This is a genomic window from Mucilaginibacter sp. McL0603 (genome assembly GCF_049992945.1).
Taxonomy (GTDB): Bacteria; Bacteroidota; Bacteroidia; order Sphingobacteriales; family Sphingobacteriaceae; genus Mucilaginibacter.
On the sequence record NZ_CP188251.1, the window covers coordinates 121947 to 140001 of the forward strand.

Below are 18055 nucleotides of genomic sequence, written 5' to 3' on the forward strand. Positions count from 1 at the left end.
TGTAAGCTATACAGAAATAATAGAAGTTAAGAAATCAATAGCCAGGGAATCACTCCAAATAAATATCCAGCAACCCCTCCGGCAAATCAACCCTAACAATTCCCTTAACCACATCAATGCCCTTAATAATTTCCTCGTTGAGTGGGAAAAGCACTTCGCAGTCTTTATAGTGAACAGTCGCTATCAGTTGTTGGGGTAATTCCTGTATGTTGGTGATCTTGCCCAGCTCGCCTTCGTCTTCATCTACAGCGGTAAAGCCCAGCAGGTCCATCAGTGTAAAATCGCCGCTTTTCTTTTTAGGTTTTAATTTATTAGGCAGATAGATGTCTTTCTTTACCAGTCTGGATGCTTTTTCAATGGTATCTACATCTTCCAAAAAAAGATAGGCAGTATTATTAGAATGGTATTTGATCGATTCTAAAAAATAAGGAACCAGTTTGCCCTCCATATCAATAAACACGGCATTAAAATCAACCAGGTCCAGGTTTTCAAAATCTACATAAAACTGTATCTCGCCCTTTAAACCCTTGGTTTTGATAACGCTCCCTATTTTGAAACTGTCTTCTATCTTCATTTTGTGTCTTTAACAATAATAACCGCCACTTTAAAAACCCCATCGGGCAATGTCATTAAGTTAGGAAGTCTGGCAATTTAGCCTCACCTAAATCCTCTCCAAAGGAGAGGACTTTAACTTCATTCTTTCTTAGAACCCTCTCCTTTGGAGAGGGCAGGGTGAGGCTGCAAGCTTGGTGAGAAGAATTAGCTTCTCATTTTCCTTAACTTAATGACATTGCCCATCGGGGTTATCGCTTTGTAGAAAACAAACAATCAAAACGATATTTGCGCCGTTAGGTGCAATACAATTCTACAAGGGCAGCCCCTAACAGGGCAAAACCAATATTTTATTATAATACTACAAAGCTATAGCCCTTACAGGGCATCCATCAAAACGTAAATGGATAGTAATTAAACAATAATAGCGAAGTACCCCAGGGCCACTTCGCTATTAAATAAGCTTCTATTAAAATTACTCAGCGCTTTCAGCTTCAGCTGATGCATCAGCTTCAGTTTCAGCAGCTGGTGCTTCAACTTCTTCTTCAGCAACTTCTTCAACAGGAGGAGCATTTTTAGCAGCAATCGCAGCAGCTTTTTCTTCTTTCTTCTTAGCTTCTGCAGCCAGAGCAGCTTTACGCGCATCTTGTTTTGCAGTAGTTAAGCTTTCTTTCTTACCGGTGATCTTGCCGTCTTTGTGATCAAGCCATGCCTGGAATTTAGACTCAACTTGTTCTTCGGTCAAAGCTCCTTTTTTAAGGCCACCCTGTAAGTGTTTTTTGTACATCACTCCTTTGTATGAAAGGATAGCACGACAAGTGTCAGTAGGCTGAGCACCGTTGTTTACCCAATCAAGAGTTTTGTCAAAATTAATGTCAATAGTAGCGGGATTAGTGTTTGGGTTGTATGAACCTAAACGCTCAATGAAGCGGCCATCTCTTGGAGCACGCGCGTCTGCCACTACGATATAGTAAAAAGGTTTTCCTTTTTTACCGTGTCTTTGTAGTCTGATCTTAGTTGCCATTTTTAAATTTTATGTATTCAACATTATCCCCGGAGTCTCCTTCTGCGGGGATGCAAAGGTAGAAAAATTTATTTTAATTTTTAAACCTCATAAACAATTAAATTATAGGCACTTTAAAAAAATTATTGGCAATTTGCCGCCACTTAATTATGACAAACAAAATACGCATCGCCATTGATATGGATGAGGTGATAGCCGACACCATTGACAAGTTTATTGAACTCTACAAACGCGAACACAATACCGTGATCAGGCTTGACCAAATGGATGGAAAAGAGTTTAACGAACTGCTGCCCGAAGAAATAAGAGCAACTTTACGCCAGTATATTCACCAGCCCGGCTTTTTTAGGGATCTTAAAGTGATGGAGGGTAGCCAGGAAGTGGTAAAAGCTTTGTGCGATAAATATGATGTTTACATTGTTTCGGCCGCTATGGAATTCCCAAACTCATTACTCGATAAACACGACTGGCTTGCTGAACATTTCCCATTCATCAGCTGGAAAAACATAATTTTCTGCGGACACAAGATCGTTGACGTACAGATCATGATCGATGACCGGATCAGAAACTTTGTGGGCTTTAACGGTCGTAAGTTGTTATACTCCTCACCCCACAACCATTTAATTACCGAATACGAAAGGGTAAATACCTGGGCCGAAGTGGCTAATAAATTATTATAAAAAGGAAACAAAAGTTAAGAATCAAGAGTCAAGACCTTTGAAGAAGCCGCCGTTAAGCTTTATATCAGCCGGTTTTTAGTTTTATCTTGATTCCTGGCTCTTCATTCTTGATTCAATTAAATAGTGTCGTAAAAAAATTTTAACTTTATAGGGTAGCCAGCTTTGCAATAACATATGCTAAATAATTTTCTTGCGGCATTAAACGATTGCGTTTGGGCCTTTGATGTAAACAAACAAGAATACCTGTTCATTAGCCCGAGTATACACGCTGTTACAGGTTACCACGCTAAAGATTTTCAGCAAAATACTGGGCTCTGGGATGAAATTATAGATCCACGCGACCGCCATGAGGTGCTTTCAGCAAGCCCCAAAACCGATGCTGAGGATTGGCTTGATCTAACCTACCGCATCTTCACCAAGAGCGGAAAAATTAAGTGGGTACACCAAAAAAAACGTTATTACTTTGATGAGCAAACCGGTAAACAGATATTGTTGAGTGTTATTAATGATGTGTCAGATCAACGACAGATCAACTTTAACATGAAAGAGTCGTTGGGCGATTTCAGTATGCTGTTCAATAATAATCCCACCCCAATGTGGATATATGAATTGCCTACGTTACGCATTATGAAAGTGAATAATGCAGCCCTCCATCATTATGGATACAGTGAGGCAGAATTTTTAACAATGACTATCCGCGATATCCGACCAAGGTTCGATCTGGCAAAATTTAACGAATATCTGTACAAAAAGGCTATACCCGAAAGCAGCCTGCATGGTTTCAACAATGCCGGAGTATGGCGACATCAAAACAAAAAGGGTGAAATTGTTTATGCTGAAATAACAGGCCATGAAATTAAGTATGATAATCACAGCTGCCGCATCATTATAGCTACAGATGTTACCGAAAAAGTATTACAGCAGGAAGACCTGAAACGACGCGAACAGTTTTTGACCTCCCTGATAGATTCGCAAACCAATTTCCTGGTACGAATAGATGCTGATTATCTTTTCACATTTGCCAATAAATGGTTCTTTAAAACATTAGGGTGCAAAAAACAGGATATAATAGGACAATCTTTTTCTGACATGGCTTTGCCGGAAGAAAAAGAAGTATGCGAACAGGCATTTAAAAATTGCATCAAAAATCCGGGCAGGGTTATTAGCCTAAGACATCGCAAAGAAGACGATGACTGTAATATCCATTGGATAAAATGGGAGTTTATAGCCATTGCCGATGAGAACGGCGAAGTAAATGAATTGCAAGGCGTGGGGCAGGATTTTACGCAAAACATCGAGATAGAGAAGGAAATTAAAAAAGCCTCAGAAAGACTTAACAGTTTTATCGAAAGCATTTCTGACTCTTTTTTTATTTTGGATAAAGACTGGACATTTGTAAAAATAAATAGCGCTTTTGAAAGGATAACCAGTAGACATAAGGATGAAATTATAGGATCGGTGATATGGGATATTTTCCCCAGCATTGTAGCTACTGAATTTGAAGAAGCTTATCGCAAAGCTATGGACGAGCAGGTAAGCATTCAGTTTACGAAGTATTTTAAATCTGTAAATAAGTGGTTTAATACAACTGTCTACCCTGTATCTGAAGGCCTGGCTGTGTTCGTTCGGGATATTACATACGAAACACAGGCTCAGGAGGAGATCGTATGGACAAAAAACAACCTTGAAGCACTGATCAATAATACCGAGGATCTAACATGGTCTATCGACCGGGATGGTAAGTATGTCTATATGAACAGCGCTTATCGCAAGCGGATAGTTGAAACAGTAGGTATAATGCCAGTAGAGGGAGATGACGCTTATGCACACTCGGGCCATACAGAAGAGATCAACGAGGAATGGCGTTCCTATTACCATCGTGCCTTTTTAGGTGAACGTTATATTACCAGGCACGAAAGCCCTAATCCTGACAGCAAAGAATCATCCTTTTTCGAAGTAAGTTTTAATCCTATCTACAAAGCCAAAAAAGAAGAGATTATAGGTGTGGGATGTTTTGCCCGGGATATAACAGAAAGACTCAAAACAGAGGAGGCCTTAATAGAACAAAATGAGCGTTTAAAAAATATTGCATCACTAAGTTCACATGAATTGCGCAGGCCTGTTGCCAGTATGATGGGCTTACTCAATATCCTGGACACGGTAAACTTCAGCAATCCTGAAAATAAGCAGATCATGGAACATTTGAATACTGTAATTCAGGAGATTGATGGGGTTATCCGCCTTATCGTAAATAAAACCTTTATTGATAGCCGGTTCCCGCTATAATAAATGTTGACATAGGATTTGATATGGTGTCAGGTTGTTATCATCAAAAAAGTTTTCCTTATATGAAATATTCAGTTTATCCATCAACCGTATCATATTAAAACCCGTTGAGTAGAAATATCGGATAGAATTGGATTGGTACATCCATGACTTTTGTTTCAGATTAAAATTTCTGTAAATATTTTTTTTGTAAGCGGTGTCTATTCTTTCTAACCGCTTGTTTCGTGGGATTTTAGAGAAGGTTTTGTATAATTTGAATTCGATATATCGTGAACTGCCCTCCATTTTTTCAAGAAAATCTTCCTGTGGCCCTAAATTGAATTTCATCAATGCTGAAAAATATTTTCTACGGTGCTCTCTTAAATATTTGAAACGCTTAAATAGCTTTTCAACCTGATGGTTATCCGAGGTATTTAAACATGCCAATAAAAGGCTGTTTTCTTTTTCAATGCTTTGTTTAAACCATGCATAGTTATCATAATACGATTGCAGGCGTGAATTACTAACGGTTATTGAGTCATTTGCATACCGTATAAATGCTTTATGCCGAAACTGGAAACCATGAAAATATTCGTGCATAACCATAGTTGCCCAAGTTTGCAAATCATTTACATCCTGTTGCGTTTGATGCGTAGTTTCATAATCACTGCACATCATGACGGGGTGCTGATACCAAAATAAAGTACTATCCTGTGATTCATATGCTGTTGACATGTGAAATTGGTTTGTATCTAATCTTTCCGTACTGTAAATAGAAATTTGTTCTGTCGAATAGACTTTCTGTAATTTATTTTTTCCTTTTAGTGCGTTTTCAGGATCAATAAGAAAAGTACTTTTTGAGGTGAAATAGGCTAAATCAACATTGTAATCCGACCCATCAAACCCGGGCCACGCTCGTAATGCCAATTGTTTTTTAAGACTATAAAACCAAAGTATCCGAGATATGGTCAGATTAGTTTGATCGGGTTTTGGGGTCTGAAATGATAAGAGTAATAATAAGGACAGGCAAAGCACCAATCCCCCACCAACCTTTTTCTTTATATTCATCTTGAAATAAAAAAAGAGCCGAAGCTCTTTTCGAATATAAGTGAATATTACAATATTATAAAGATAGCATCTCTACTATTCTTGTAATGTTTGGATCAATATCAGTATGGTGCTTAATGGCATGTTCAAATGGTGTAAACATGATCTCATTATTAATTATACCGACCATCTCATTACGATAGCCCAGCTTTAATGCTTCAACCGCAGCAACGCCTGTACGGCTTGCCAATACTCTGTCCATGCAAGTTGGCTTTCCGCCACGCTGTATGTGACCAAGGATAGAAACGCGTGTATCTAAATGTGGGAATTTCTCTTTTACCCTGCGGCCTATCTCAAATGCTCCGCCTTCTTCGTTTTCACCTTCGGCTACAATAACTATACGCGAGGTTTTATCCTTGCGGCCATTTTCGAGCCTGTCGAACAAATTGGCCAGGCCTGATTTGCTTTCAGGGATGATAATATTTTCGGCACCCGATGCAATACCGGTGCGCAAAGCGATCATGCCTGAGTCGCGGCCCATCACTTCAACTATAAATAAGCGGTCATGTGATTCGGCAGTATCCCTGATCTTATCCACTGCGTTGATTACCGTATTTATAGCGGTATCATAACCAATAGTAAAATCAGTACCCATCATATCGTTATCAATCGTACCCGGCAGGCCAATGATCGGCATATCAAACTCGTCGCCAAATTCTTTAGCACCTCTGAAGGTACCATCACCACCAATACCGATCAGCGCATCTATCTCAAACTGTTTAAGATTATCATAGGCTATCTGGCGGCCTTCTTTAGTTTTGAACTGTTCGCTGCGCGCTGTTTTTAGAATGGTCCCACCCTTTTGAATGATATTTGAAACCGACCGGCGGTCCATCGGGAAAAGATCACCGGTGATCATTCCTTCATAGCCCCTGCGTATGCCGGTAACCTTAATATTGTAAAATAAAGATGCACGTACCACTGCCCTGATGGCAGCATTCATCCCCGGCGCATCACCGCCTGAAGTATAAAGTCCGATATTTGTTATGTGAGCCATTTTTGGTATTCCGGCGGTTTACATCGCCTTCAAACTAAGTAAACGCAATAATATTATTGAAAATAATGGTGTTACAATAACACTATCATTTTCACCGCGAATTTACATTAATTTTTGGCTCTGTACTATTTTTTGTAAGCTTTATAGGCGTCTATTCCACTATCCAGGTATGTTATAAATCCGGGTATATCAAAAATTGCACCCTGCGGTGGCACAAGCACCTCACCCTTTTCATTAATGATAACATAAAACGGCTGTGCGTTTGAATTAAACTTAGTGATCTCAAAATCAAGCCATTTTGCACCCAATGTGGTGATCTTTTTACCAGTAAGAGAGGAAGTACCTTGCTCTGCTTCAGGCAATTCTGTTTTATCATCAATTACCAATTGCAGTACTACAAAATCATTTTGTAAGCGCCTCAGTACATCCGGGTTAGGGAGCACATTCGATTCCATTTTACGGCAGTTAACACAGTTCCATCCCGTAAAATCAATCATGATGGGTTTGTGCAGTTGTTTGGATACAGCTATCGCCTGATCATAGTCATACCAATCGTCAATACCCTTTACTTTAGGCAAACGCCTAAATAACTCTTCGTATTTTTTATCTTTTATGCTGCTGTTGTTAACAGGAACAGGACTCGCTCCTACACCGGCAGAAAGATCGAAATCCTGTGTGCTTAGTGGTGGCAAAAACGCGCTTATTGATTTTAATGGTGCACCCCACAAACCTGGGATCATATAAACCACAAAAGCAAAAACAATTATAGAGATGAATAAGCGTGGAACAGATAAGTAAGGTAAGTCACTATCATGAGAAAATTTGATCTTACCAATAAGATACAAGCCCATTAAAATACCCATAGCTATCCATAATGACAGGAAAATTTCCCGATCAAACAAATTCCAGTGATATGCCAGGTCAACGTTTGACAGAAATTTTAAAGCGAATGCGAGTTCGATAAATCCCAGTATCACTTTCACACTGTTTAGCCAACCACCTGATTTTGGCAAGCTTTTTAATGCGGAAGGGAACAATGCAAAAAGTGTGAACGGTAACGCAAGAGCCAGCGAGAAACCAAACATTACAATAACCGGCCCCAATCGCTCACCTTTTGTTGCAGCTCCTACTAATACAGAACCGATGATAGGACCAGTACACGAAAATGACACTACAACAAGTGTAGCGGCCATAAAAAATATACCGATCACGCCACCCCTCTCAGAGTTTGAATCCAGCTTGTTTGATAATGACCCGGGTAATGTTATCTCAAAAACGCCAAAGAAGGATATGGCAAAAACAACCAGCAACAGGAAAAAGAAGAAATTAAATATGCCATTGGTAGCCAATCCATTTAATGCTGATGGACCGAAAAACAAAGTAATAAGCAACCCTAAAGCTACATATATTACAATGATAGATAATCCATATAACAGCGATTGAAAAATTGCATTGGTACGGCCGCCTCCTTTTTTTGTGAAAAAGCTTACTGTTAACGGTAAAAGCGGGTATATACAAGGCATTAAAAATGCAGCAAATCCACCCAAAAAACCGGCAATGAATATTTGCCACAGTGTTTGTTGCTTATCCGGACTTGCAACCTGTGCACCCGATGCTTTGCTTGCCGTTTTTACAGCCTCTTGTGTAGCTTTTATTGCGGCCTTATTCTTTTCAGCTGCACTATCAGCAGCGGTTTTGATATCGGTAAACTGCACATCACTGGTCGAGACCGTATCGGCTGATTTTTTTTGGAAAGCCTGGGCTTTATTTATACCTGCAAACGATAAAAATAAAATTGCAACAAGTGCACACCATATCGTTTTCATACAGCTTTTTGAGATTGAAGATGTCATTTTCAGCGAGGCTTATTTACCTAAAGAAACAGTGAAATCAACATCCTCAGGAGGAAGGCATTTTTTATCATTACAGGTCATATATTCTAACTGACCTTTTATGGCAGATAGGTTGCCTGATTTGAGTTTTATTTTTTGCTGAAAAGTAACCGTTTTTTCAAAGTAGCTCACATTCATTTTGAATGCATCTTCATATTTGGTCAACGGGGTTGGTTCGCTTGTTGTGCCAACCAAAGCATATTCTTTTGACGGGGTGAATTTGAAAGATGTTTTTATCGGGCCGCCATCTTTTACGTTTAGTGAATAAATATGCCAGCCATCCTGTATGGTGGCGCGTAAAAATATTACAGCTTCGTTATTATTTAACTTTTTAGCCGCATACGACCATTTTACAGGCGTCTCGATCTGGGCAAAAGCACCCGCACTGATCATTAAGACGGCCACTAAAAGCAATAGTTTTTTCATTTTTAATTTATTGGTTCAATTATTTACAGGTCTGATACTATCTTATTTTTAAAATAGATTTCGGACGCTAATCATTTATTCAAAAATTCAATTTCTTTCTGATTATATTCTGAAGTTACATCTCCATCAAATACGGTTAGCAAGCCATTATCTTTAACCTCTTTTATTAGTCCTTCAAATATCCTTCCCCCGGCTTTAAACATTTTATGCTCATTTAACCAATATAGTCGTTCCAGGTAGGCATTCCTTACAAACTCTAAACGGCCTGCTTTAAGATTAAGATAGGCCGCCTCAATATTTTTACAAATGTCTGATAATAATAATTTCAAATCGTAATCCTTGCGTAAGATTTGTTTTAATGACACTGCATTAGGCACATCCGCCGGAAAAGTATCCTGGTTAATATTTAAACCGATACCAACCACCGAATTTTTTATTTGATTGCCTTGTACAATGTTTTCTATCAATATACCGCCAAGTTTGCCGTTTTCAAAATAAATATCGTTTGGCCACTTTATTTTTAATTGTGCTCCTAAATGAGGCTCTAACGCATTAATTATTCCCAGGCTTACTGCTCTTGTCAAATCAAATTGTTGGGTAACAGGTAAGAAAATTGGTTTTAATAAGATGCTAAACGTCAGATTTTTGCCATCCTCGCTATGCCAGCGGTTTTGTTGCTGACCACGGCCCGCATACTGGCTTTCTGCCATAATGACCGTTCCTTCGCTTACTGGCTTGGAATTTGACAGTAAATCTTTTAGATAATTATTTGTAGAATCAACTTTATTAATTGTGATTAAATTTTGTCCAACAAATAATCCTGAAAATATGTTATTTTGCAAAGTAATAATGTGTAACTCCAGATCGTTCAAAACTAATTCTTTTTGATGGTAAAAAACAAGGTATTAAATGAATCCGCTTATGTTTCTGAATTGGCTATATTCGGCATTCAGGAAAAGAAGGGAAATGATATTGTTAGGTTAGACCTTCGTAATATATTTAGTTCGGTGTCTGATTATTTTGTGATTTGTCACGCCGACTCGACCACACAGGTGAAAGCTATTGCCAATAGCGTTGAAGATGAGATTTTTAAAGCAACTCAACAAGAACCCTGGCGTAAAGAGGGTCTTGAATATGGCGAATGGATACTACTGGATTATGTTGATGTAGTAGTACACATTTTCAGAACCGATAAGCGCGAATTTTATGGTGTAGAGGACTTGTGGGGCGATGCGGAAATTAAATTTTATAAAAGCGCTTAAAAAAATCCGTCACAGAAGCGTCAAGACAAGCGTCTTGTGCTGAGTCCCCCTAAATTGTTTAAAAATAATGATCGTAAGTTTGATCTAGAAAGAAATGAAAGATAATAAATCAGAGAATCCAAAACCTATCCGAAAAATTCCTAATAAAAAAATTGCGCCCAAACCGCCCAAGTTTAATATTATGTGGCTTTATGCTGTTGTTATATTGGTGTTGCTTGGGGTTGGTTATTTGTCCAGCAACAATGTTGTAAAAACTATCAGCTATCAGTTTTTTGATACCAACATATTAAAAAACCATGATGCTGAAAAACTGGTCGCCTACAAAAATGGTGACCTTGTAGTTGTAGAAGTTTACATTAAGAAAGATGCACTCGGAAAACCACAATATTCAGATGTTCGCGAACAAAAGTCGATTACGGGCTCTACAAATAATGGTCCGCAGTATCAATTTACGGATGCATCTTATGAAAGCTTGAAGCAAACGGTAACTAATGCAGAAAAGGATCTTCCTGATTCGCAAAAGACGCCAATCGAGTTTACCCAGCACGAAAGTATTTTAGGAAACTGGCTGGTGCAAGGCATTATCATGGTGGTTTTATTTGCTGCTGTGTGGATATTTATTATGCGCCGTATGTCAGGCGGAAGCGGTGGCGGCCCGGGCGGACAAATATTTAACATAGGTAAATCCAAAGCTACCTTGTTTGATAAAGAAGCACAGGTATCAGTTACTTTTAATGATGTGGCTGGTCTAGAAGAAGCCAAACAGGAAGTGATGGAAATTGTAGATTTCCTAAAAAATCCTAAAAAATACACTAATCTGGGTGGTAAGATACCTAAAGGCGCTTTGCTTATCGGTTCGCCGGGTACAGGTAAAACCCTGTTGGCAAAAGCTGTAGCAGGCGAGGCACAAGTACCATTCTTCTCGCTGTCAGGTTCTGATTTTGTAGAAATGTTTGTGGGTGTAGGTGCTTCACGTGTGCGCGACTTGTTCCGCCAGGCAAAAGACAAGGCCCCATGTATCATATTTATTGATGAAATCGATGCAATCGGTCGTGCCCGCGGTAAAAACAACATTGTAGGCGGTAATGACGAACGCGAAAATACATTGAACCAGTTATTGGTTGAGATGGATGGTTTTGGTACCGACTCAGGTATCATCATTCTTGCAGCAACTAACCGTCCTGATGTATTGGACTCTGCTCTATTGCGTCCGGGCCGTTTTGACAGGCAGGTATCTATTGATAAACCAGATTTGATTGGTCGTGAACAGATATTTAAGGTACACTTAAAACCGGTTAAATTGGCCGAAGGCGTTGATGCCAAAAAACTATCTGCACAAACACCTGGTTTTGCCGGTGCCGAAATTGCCAACGTTTGTAACGAAGCCGCTTTGATAGCAGCCCGTAAAAACAAAGAAGCTGTTGATATGCAGGATTTCCAGGATGCTATTGACCGTGTGATCGGTGGCCTTGAGAAAAAGAACAAGATCATATCTCCTGAAGAGAAACGCATTGTGGCTTACCACGAAGCAGGCCACGCAATTGCTGGCTGGTACCTTGAACATGCTGATCCGCTGGTAAAGGTTTCTATCGTTCCGCGTGGAGTTGCTGCTTTAGGATACGCACAATATTTACCAAAAGAACAATTCCTGTATACTACAGAACAGTTGGAAGACGGTATGTGTATGACTATGGGCGGACGTGTTGCTGAGGATATTACCTTTGGTAAAATCTCTACCGGTGCACAAAACGACCTGGAAAGAATCACCAAACTGGCTTATGCTATGGTTACCATTTATGGTATGAACGAGAAGGTAGGTAATGTTTCCTTCAACGATACTCAGGGTGAATACCAGTTTAATAAACCTTATTCAGAAAAAACATCTGAATTGATAGATCAGGAAGTTCGCAACCAGATCAACGATGTTTATGCCCGCACTAAAAAATTGCTTATCGATAAACGTGATGGCCTGATTAAATTAGCTGATAAGCTATTAGAAAAAGAAATCCTGTTCCAGTCAGATCTGGAAGAGATTTTAGGCAAGCGTCCATTTGAGACCCGCACCACTTACGATGAGTTTGTAAATGGCGCAGAAGGTGGTAACCAGGAGGCGGTAGCCGACAACCTTGTCCATGAAGGAGTTGCCGACCATTCAGGAACCTTTAAGAGGAACCCGGAAGAAAAAGAAGCAAAAAAAAGCGATAAAGAATAAAAATCTAGCTGAAAGCTAAAAGCAGAAAGACCAAAGCTAAATTGTCTTTTTGCTTTTAGCTTTTGGCTTTTAGCTTCAGAAATGAGGGATATTACAACATCAAAGGAAAAGCTGCTTAAAAAGATCCGCAAAGCTTTGCTTGAGAAAAGGGATAATCCCTATCCCAATCTCGAAGACCTGCCTCATTACCCTCAAAATGATGAAATACTTGAAGTAGTATTTGCCCAGGAGTTTACGGCAATATCCGGTCAATTTGTTTTTTGCGAAGATGAGGTGCAGTTTATTGAAAATCTATTGAATCTCGCCGATCAGCACCAATGGCATAAAATATACTGTTGGGAACCCGCTTTGCAGGATATACTAACCCGTTACGATTATCCCTTTTTTGAAACAGATAAGGACTTTGACCAGGCCGAAGTAGGACTTACACTATGCGAAGCACTAATTGCGCGTAACGGAAGTATTCTGTTATCAAACGCCAACATGGCGGGTCGCCGTCTTAGTATTTATCCTCCTGTACATATTGTTTTAGCCTATACCTCGCAGTTAGTAACCGACCTCAAAGACGGCTTCAAACATATAAAAAGTAAATATGGCAATCAGCTACCTTCTATGATCACTACGGTAAGCGGCCCAAGCCGTACTGCTGACATCGAAAAAACGCTTGTTTTAGGCGCTCATGGCCCAAAAGAGCTTTTTGTATTTCTGCTGGACGGGTAAATTGCCCCATTTTTTCTCCTTATTATTTTCTCACTATCATATATGAAAATACCGTTAAAAAACGGTGTGTTTTATTCAAAATAAGCTTGTATATTTCCTGCATATATTCACCCTAACTTTAATACAATCATGGCTTCAAAAATTGACCCCCAAGTAGCTCAAAATTTAATTAAAGAATTTCGCGATCAAAACAAAGGCGCCGGTGAGCACGCTTTAAAAACCCCGGAAGGGCAACATCTGCATGGCTTTTTCGTAGACAGAGAAACCATGGAAAAGATCCTGGCCGACAAGGATAATGCTGGCATGCACGTTCTTTTGGCAAAACACCCGGATTTTACCGGTAAGGCCGACAAGGTGCACACGGCCATGGTGACAGGATCAAAACCGAATACGGAACCTGGTGCTGCAACGCCGTTTGTAAGCCATGGAGAGGTATATCGCACTCCGGTATGCCCACCTACCTGCACCAGCATCTAAATTTGAACATCTCACGATTTGAATAATGCTCAATTTACTTTTAGTATTATCTTTTATAGTAGCCGTTACAGGCATGGTCCGTTATAAAAGATTGACCATGCCTTTTAAAATATTAAGTTTATATTTCGTATTTGAAATATTAATAATCTTGTTTGACGAGTGGGAAATTGCCAGGTATAAAACCAATGTAATTCAACTTCATATTGAAACTTCGGGTACTTATATTTTCTTTAGTTTCATCTATTACTTTCTGTTTAAAAGCAAATACATTAAGGTATTAATATTAGCATCAGTTATTTTAGTTATTGTCTTTTCCCTTATAAATTCATTTTTCTTACAACCCTATAGCACAACGTTCCCTACTAATACAACTCTTATTACAGAAATATTATATCTAATATTTGCTGTATTGTTGTTTAACAAAATGCTGCTTTATCCCACAGAAATAAACATTATAAAACAAAGTACCTTTTGGTACAATTCGGCTATTATTCTGTTTTATTCATCAGTCTTCCTCTACATGACCCTTGCAAATTATTACCAGGCCCACAAGGTAAGTAGCTATATTATAGATTATTTTGCATACGGCTCTATTATTATATTTGATGTGTTGCTGGGAATTGCTATTTTGACAGACAATAAAGAAATTCCAACCGCAAATGATGCTCAACTATCGTTTAGAGATACAGAATGATGATATATTTCAAATTGTAGTATTAACAGGGATATTGTTTGCCTTTCTTGCCAGCTTTATTGTATACTTTGTGGTATTATACCGCAATAGGCAGCTTAAAAACCAGCGTGAACAGGAACAATTGCAGGCCTCTTTCAGACAAGAATTGCTAAAAACACAGATAGAGGTGCAGGACCAAACTCTGGATCATATAAGCACCGAAATACACGATAACATCACCCAGGTACTCTCTTTTGTAAAATTGTCGCTGGCCAATGTAGCTTCTACGGCCGATGGCGAAAAAAAATCGAAGATAAACGAGGCACGCGAACTGGTTGCCCAAACCATTACCGACCTGCGCGACCTTTCAAAAAGCCTGAGCCTTGAGCAGATAAACTCACTTGGCCTGGTAAAAACGATAGAAAAAGAGGCGGAAAGAGTCAATAAAAGCGGGCTGTTGGAGGTAATTATAATAAAAAACGGACAGGCATATTCCCTTGGCCAACAGCGCGAACTGGTGCTCTTCCGCATATTTCAGGAAACGCTGAACAATACACTTAAACACGCTAACGCAAAGCATTTAAAAATCATATTGCAATATCATCCTGATTTGTTTAATTTAACACTCGAAGATGACGGGTCGGGTTTTTCAGTCAAAATGATTGATAATAAGCTCGGTTCAGGATTAAAAAATATTGAAAACAGGGCGTCTTTGATTGGTGGAACAGCTAATATAGTCAGTGCCCCGCATAAAGGCTGTTGTACGAAGATCTCCCTAGACCCACTAAAAACACAATTTTATACTGATGGAGGAACCCATCCGGATCGCATTAGTTGACGATCATCGCTTATTCAGAAGCGGTATAGCTTCTCTCGTTGAAAATTTTGATAGTTATACTATTATTTTCGAGGCAGGGGATGGCGAGGAAATGATCCATAAACTCAATGCTAAAATAAAGCCCAACATAATATTGCTGGATATTAGTATGCCTAAAATGAATGGCATTTCCTCTGCCCGCTGGCTTAGGGATAACCATCCTGATATAAATATCATCGTGTTATCCATGTTTGAAGATGCCGAAAAAGTACTCACGATGGTTAGGATGGGTGTAAAGGGTTACTTATTAAAGGATGCTGAACCAAATGAATTTGAAGAAGCACTCCACAGAGTTTCACAAGATGAAGTATACTATCCCGAGTTTGTTACCCGCCATTTAGTAGATAGCATTAACATAGATTTCAATATAGCTAAGCTAAATAGCCGCGAAATAGAGTTTCTAAAATTAGCCGCAACTGAACTTACTTACAAAGAAATTGCCGATCACATGTGCATCAGCTCGCGCACCGTCGATGGTTACCGCGATCAGCTTTTTGAAAAATTGCACCTGAAAAGCAGGATCGGTCTGGTACTTTATGCCATAAAACATAAGTTAATTGATTTGTAAATTGCTAATATTTTTAGCAATTTTGTTTTATGTCACATGAAGAAAATGAGGAGTTTTTAAAGGGTCGGGGTGCACAGGTAAATACCCACAACAAGTTTCTGAAAAACAAATATGTGCTGGAGCACATCGAGGGCCTTGACGAGCCATTGCTCGAAAACTCTGCTACGCAATTGTTTGAAGAAAACCCAAAAAAGATAGTCAGCGAGTCCAACAGTCCTGATCTGAGCCATATGTACTCTATCAATCCTTACCAGGGTTGTGAGCATGGCTGTATCTATTGTTATGCCCGCAATACGCATGAGTATTATGGTTTCAGTGCCGGGCTTGATTTTGAGCGTAAGATCATCGTCAAAAAAAATGCGGCGGAACTACTGGAGCAATACTTTAATAAAAAGAATTATCAACCAGTTTGTATCCTGCTTTCGGGTAATACGGATTGCTATCAGCCTATAGAGCGGAAATTGAAAATAACACGGTCATTGCTGCAGATCTTTCTACGCTATAGAAATCCGGTAAGCATCATCACTAAAAATAACGTTATCCTGCGCGATCTGGACATATTGGGCGAACTGGGTAAAATGAAACTGGTGCACGTAAATGTTTCCATCACTTCATTAAATGAACAACTTCGCCAAAAACTGGAACCAAGAACAGTCACTGCATCTGGTCGGCTTTCAGTCATTCAAAAATTGACCGAGATAGGCGTACCTGTGCGCGTAATGGCAGCGCCTATAATCCCGGGATTAAACAGTGAAGAGATACCTGCCATCATCAAAGCAGCGGCAGACCGTGGCGCCCTTGCTGCGGGTTTTACCATTGTACGCCTGAATGGCAGCATCAGCGAGATATTTACTGATTGGGTACATAAAGCTTTCCCGGACAGGGCAGATAAAGTATTAAACATGATCAAAGCCTGCCATGATGGTAAACTAAACGATAGCGATTTTGGCCGAAGAATGAGCGGAGATGGTAACATTGCACAATCTATACACCAGCTGTTCCGTATGTCGGTAAATCGCTTTATGAATGACAGGGTGATGCCGGAGTTTGACTATAGTTTATTTGTGCCAAAAGGCGGCAGGCAGACGAGTATGTTTTGACCGTCCTAATATTTAATTGCCTGACTTCTTAGGGATTGTTACCACGGTAATGATGATTCCCAACAATAAGACTGTATACACTGACCACATTGGAGCCGTGTGACTTATCCAGCCGATTAAGCCAAGAATAAGGAAAACATATCCGGCATAATTTATCGATTTGTAATTCACCACCTGTTCATATTACAACTAATACAATAAAGATATAAAGAATATTTTGAGCTTAGTTATACTTTATTTGTGCCGATGAGAGGCGGCAGACGAGTATGTTTTAATGTTTTTACTATATTAGGATTAAAATTAACCTAATGCTTTATCTTAAAAAGAAATCCTCCCTGCTACTGTTTACAGTAATTTTTAGCGTGACATTCACAAGCTGCCATTTATTTGATGACGCTCAACATGCACTCAAGTATTTTTGTCCAAAACTTAACATAAGCTTAAACAGTGTGCACGAATCCACTAATAAATCAAGTACCCTTGCTGTTAAAAGTTATGTGTTGCAATATCCTAACGATAATGTAAAGACAGTTGAAGCATATTTCCTGAATAATGAAAATGGTTACACACCTGTAAAAAACAGCGATTTTTTAAGGCTGAATTCGGACGAGAACACATTTATAGAAGATAATGATACTACTGTAGGAAAAACATTCAAGGCATCGGGTGACAGTGCAGTAGTTGTATTTAATCAATCAAGGCAAGAAATTATTATAGTCGAATATCTTAAAAATCATAAAAAAGGGAAGGATCCCAAATAAAAGTATTTGAATAAAGTCCAGACTTACGAAGTTTTTGAAACTTCGTAAGTCTTATCAAGGCGACATATTAGCTTTTCAACAAACACACCTATAATTATCCCAACCGTATAAGACAAAAGATCACCCCAAAGAAATGTCTCTCCTAATACCAATCTGCCGAAAAGCGTGTGCCGTAAACTATCTATCCATGGCGCTTTATAAAGCTGACTAAACTCTATAGCATAGCAAAACAGCAAACTTATTAGTGCAACGATTTTTATCTTTTTTCTGATAAACAGAAATCGGACTATAAAGTAAACCATTGTGGCCCATAAAATATCGCCGATAAATAAAGGGATAGCAGTGAAATGTCGTGACAATAGTCCGATGATTATTGTAAAAACAATAAGGCTGAAGTATAAGATTCTTTTGCGAAGCATAATTTGTGTTCCATAAAAAAAGCGCCCCAAAAGAGCGCTTCTC

19 protein-coding genes are annotated in these 18055 nt (G+C 39.1%); 11 read left to right on the top strand and 8 right to left on the bottom strand.

The genetic code is table 11. The annotated features are described in order from the left end of the window. Window positions 1-49: 49 nt before the first annotated feature. Window positions 50-574 (bottom strand): ribosome maturation factor RimM, encoded by a 525-nt coding sequence (gene rimM / locus ACPPVU_RS00590; protein ID WP_426669744.1) that lies wholly within the window; start codon window positions 572-574, stop codon window positions 50-52. Between the two features lie 453 nt (window positions 575-1027). Next, complete coding sequence (locus ACPPVU_RS00595; RefSeq protein WP_426669745.1) at window positions 1028-1576, bottom strand: 30S ribosomal protein S16; 549 nt, start codon at window positions 1574-1576, stop codon at window positions 1028-1030. 149 nt (window positions 1577-1725) lie between these two features. On the opposite strand from ACPPVU_RS00595, the gene ACPPVU_RS00600 reads away from it, so the two are divergent. Further along, a complete protein-coding gene (locus tag ACPPVU_RS00600) occupies window positions 1726-2256 on the top strand; it encodes a 5' nucleotidase, NT5C type (protein ID WP_426669746.1) in 531 nt (176 codons plus the stop codon). A 174-nt stretch (window positions 2257-2430) separates the two neighbouring features. Continuing rightward, on the top strand, window positions 2431-4542 hold the full coding sequence (locus ACPPVU_RS00605; RefSeq protein ID WP_426669747.1) for a PAS domain S-box protein: 2112 nt from the start codon (window positions 2431-2433) through the stop codon (window positions 4540-4542). Here ACPPVU_RS00605 and ACPPVU_RS00610 read toward each other — a convergent pair. From ACPPVU_RS00610 to ACPPVU_RS00630, 5 genes are all read right to left on the bottom strand, one after another. Beyond that, window positions 4537-5589, bottom strand: coding sequence for a hypothetical protein (locus tag ACPPVU_RS00610; RefSeq protein WP_426669748.1), 1053 nt, complete (start codon window positions 5587-5589; stop codon window positions 4537-4539). The two genes, ACPPVU_RS00605 and ACPPVU_RS00610, sit on opposite strands and share 6 nt — an antisense overlap. A gap of 55 nt (window positions 5590-5644) precedes the next feature. Continuing rightward, entirely contained in the window at window positions 5645-6625 is a 981-nt protein-coding gene (gene pfkA, locus ACPPVU_RS00615) for a 6-phosphofructokinase (RefSeq protein ID WP_426669749.1), read from the bottom strand. A gap of 125 nt (window positions 6626-6750) precedes the next feature. Next, entirely contained in the window at window positions 6751-8451 is a 1701-nt protein-coding gene (locus ACPPVU_RS00620; protein ID WP_426669750.1) for a protein-disulfide reductase DsbD family protein, read from the bottom strand. Between the two features lie 39 nt (window positions 8452-8490). Beyond that, window positions 8491-8943, bottom strand: a complete 453-nt coding sequence (locus ACPPVU_RS00625; RefSeq protein ID WP_426669751.1) for a protein-disulfide reductase DsbD domain-containing protein — start codon at window positions 8941-8943, stop codon at window positions 8491-8493. A gap of 71 nt (window positions 8944-9014) precedes the next feature. Continuing rightward, a complete protein-coding gene (locus tag ACPPVU_RS00630; RefSeq protein ID WP_426669752.1) occupies window positions 9015-9815 on the bottom strand; it encodes a biotin--[acetyl-CoA-carboxylase] ligase in 801 nt (266 codons plus the stop codon). 15 nt (window positions 9816-9830) lie between these two features. Here ACPPVU_RS00630 and rsfS point away from each other — a divergent pair, with 15 nt between their 5' ends. The 9 genes from rsfS to ACPPVU_RS00675 all read left to right on the top strand — a co-directional run bounded on the left by rsfS (window position 9831) and on the right by ACPPVU_RS00675 (window position 17593). After that, window positions 9831-10205 carry a ribosome silencing factor gene (rsfS, locus tag ACPPVU_RS00635; RefSeq protein ID WP_426669753.1) on the top strand — a complete coding sequence of 125 codons (375 nt, stop codon included), beginning with the start codon at window positions 9831-9833 and terminating at the stop codon, window positions 10203-10205. Window positions 10206-10299: 94 nt separating this feature from the next. Then, entirely contained in the window at window positions 10300-12417 is a 2118-nt protein-coding gene (gene ftsH / locus ACPPVU_RS00640; RefSeq protein ID WP_426669754.1) for an ATP-dependent zinc metalloprotease FtsH, read from the top strand. Between the two features lie 81 nt (window positions 12418-12498). Then, window positions 12499-13137, top strand: coding sequence for a LutC/YkgG family protein (locus ACPPVU_RS00645; RefSeq protein WP_426669755.1), 639 nt, complete (start codon window positions 12499-12501; stop codon window positions 13135-13137). 129 nt (window positions 13138-13266) lie between these two features. After that, window positions 13267-13614 (top strand): hypothetical protein, encoded by a 348-nt coding sequence (locus tag ACPPVU_RS00650; protein WP_426669756.1) that lies wholly within the window; start codon window positions 13267-13269, stop codon window positions 13612-13614. A 25-nt stretch (window positions 13615-13639) separates the two neighbouring features. Further along, on the top strand, window positions 13640-14308 hold the full coding sequence (locus ACPPVU_RS00655; protein WP_426669757.1) for a hypothetical protein: 669 nt from the start codon (window positions 13640-13642) through the stop codon (window positions 14306-14308). After that, window positions 14274-15125, top strand: a complete 852-nt coding sequence (locus ACPPVU_RS00660) for a sensor histidine kinase (protein WP_426669758.1) — start codon at window positions 14274-14276, stop codon at window positions 15123-15125. Before ACPPVU_RS00655 ends, ACPPVU_RS00660 begins: the two co-directional genes overlap by 35 nt. Then, complete coding sequence (locus ACPPVU_RS00665) at window positions 15094-15732, top strand: response regulator (protein WP_426669759.1); 639 nt, start codon at window positions 15094-15096, stop codon at window positions 15730-15732. The genes ACPPVU_RS00660 and ACPPVU_RS00665 overlap by 32 nt, the downstream gene beginning before the upstream one ends. A gap of 29 nt (window positions 15733-15761) precedes the next feature. After that, window positions 15762-16832, top strand: coding sequence for a PA0069 family radical SAM protein (locus ACPPVU_RS00670; protein WP_426669760.1), 1071 nt, complete (start codon window positions 15762-15764; stop codon window positions 16830-16832). 449 nt (window positions 16833-17281) lie between these two features. Then, window positions 17282-17593 carry a hypothetical protein gene (locus ACPPVU_RS00675; protein ID WP_426669761.1) on the top strand — a complete coding sequence of 104 codons (312 nt, stop codon included), beginning with the start codon at window positions 17282-17284 and terminating at the stop codon, window positions 17591-17593. 23 nt (window positions 17594-17616) lie between these two features. Here ACPPVU_RS00675 and ACPPVU_RS00680 read toward each other — a convergent pair whose 3' ends face one another. Beyond that, window positions 17617-17952: a DUF2809 domain-containing protein gene (locus ACPPVU_RS00680; protein WP_426669762.1), complete on the bottom strand. Its 336-nt coding sequence runs from the start codon at window positions 17950-17952 to the stop codon at window positions 17617-17619. Window positions 17953-18055 lie beyond the last annotated feature (103 nt).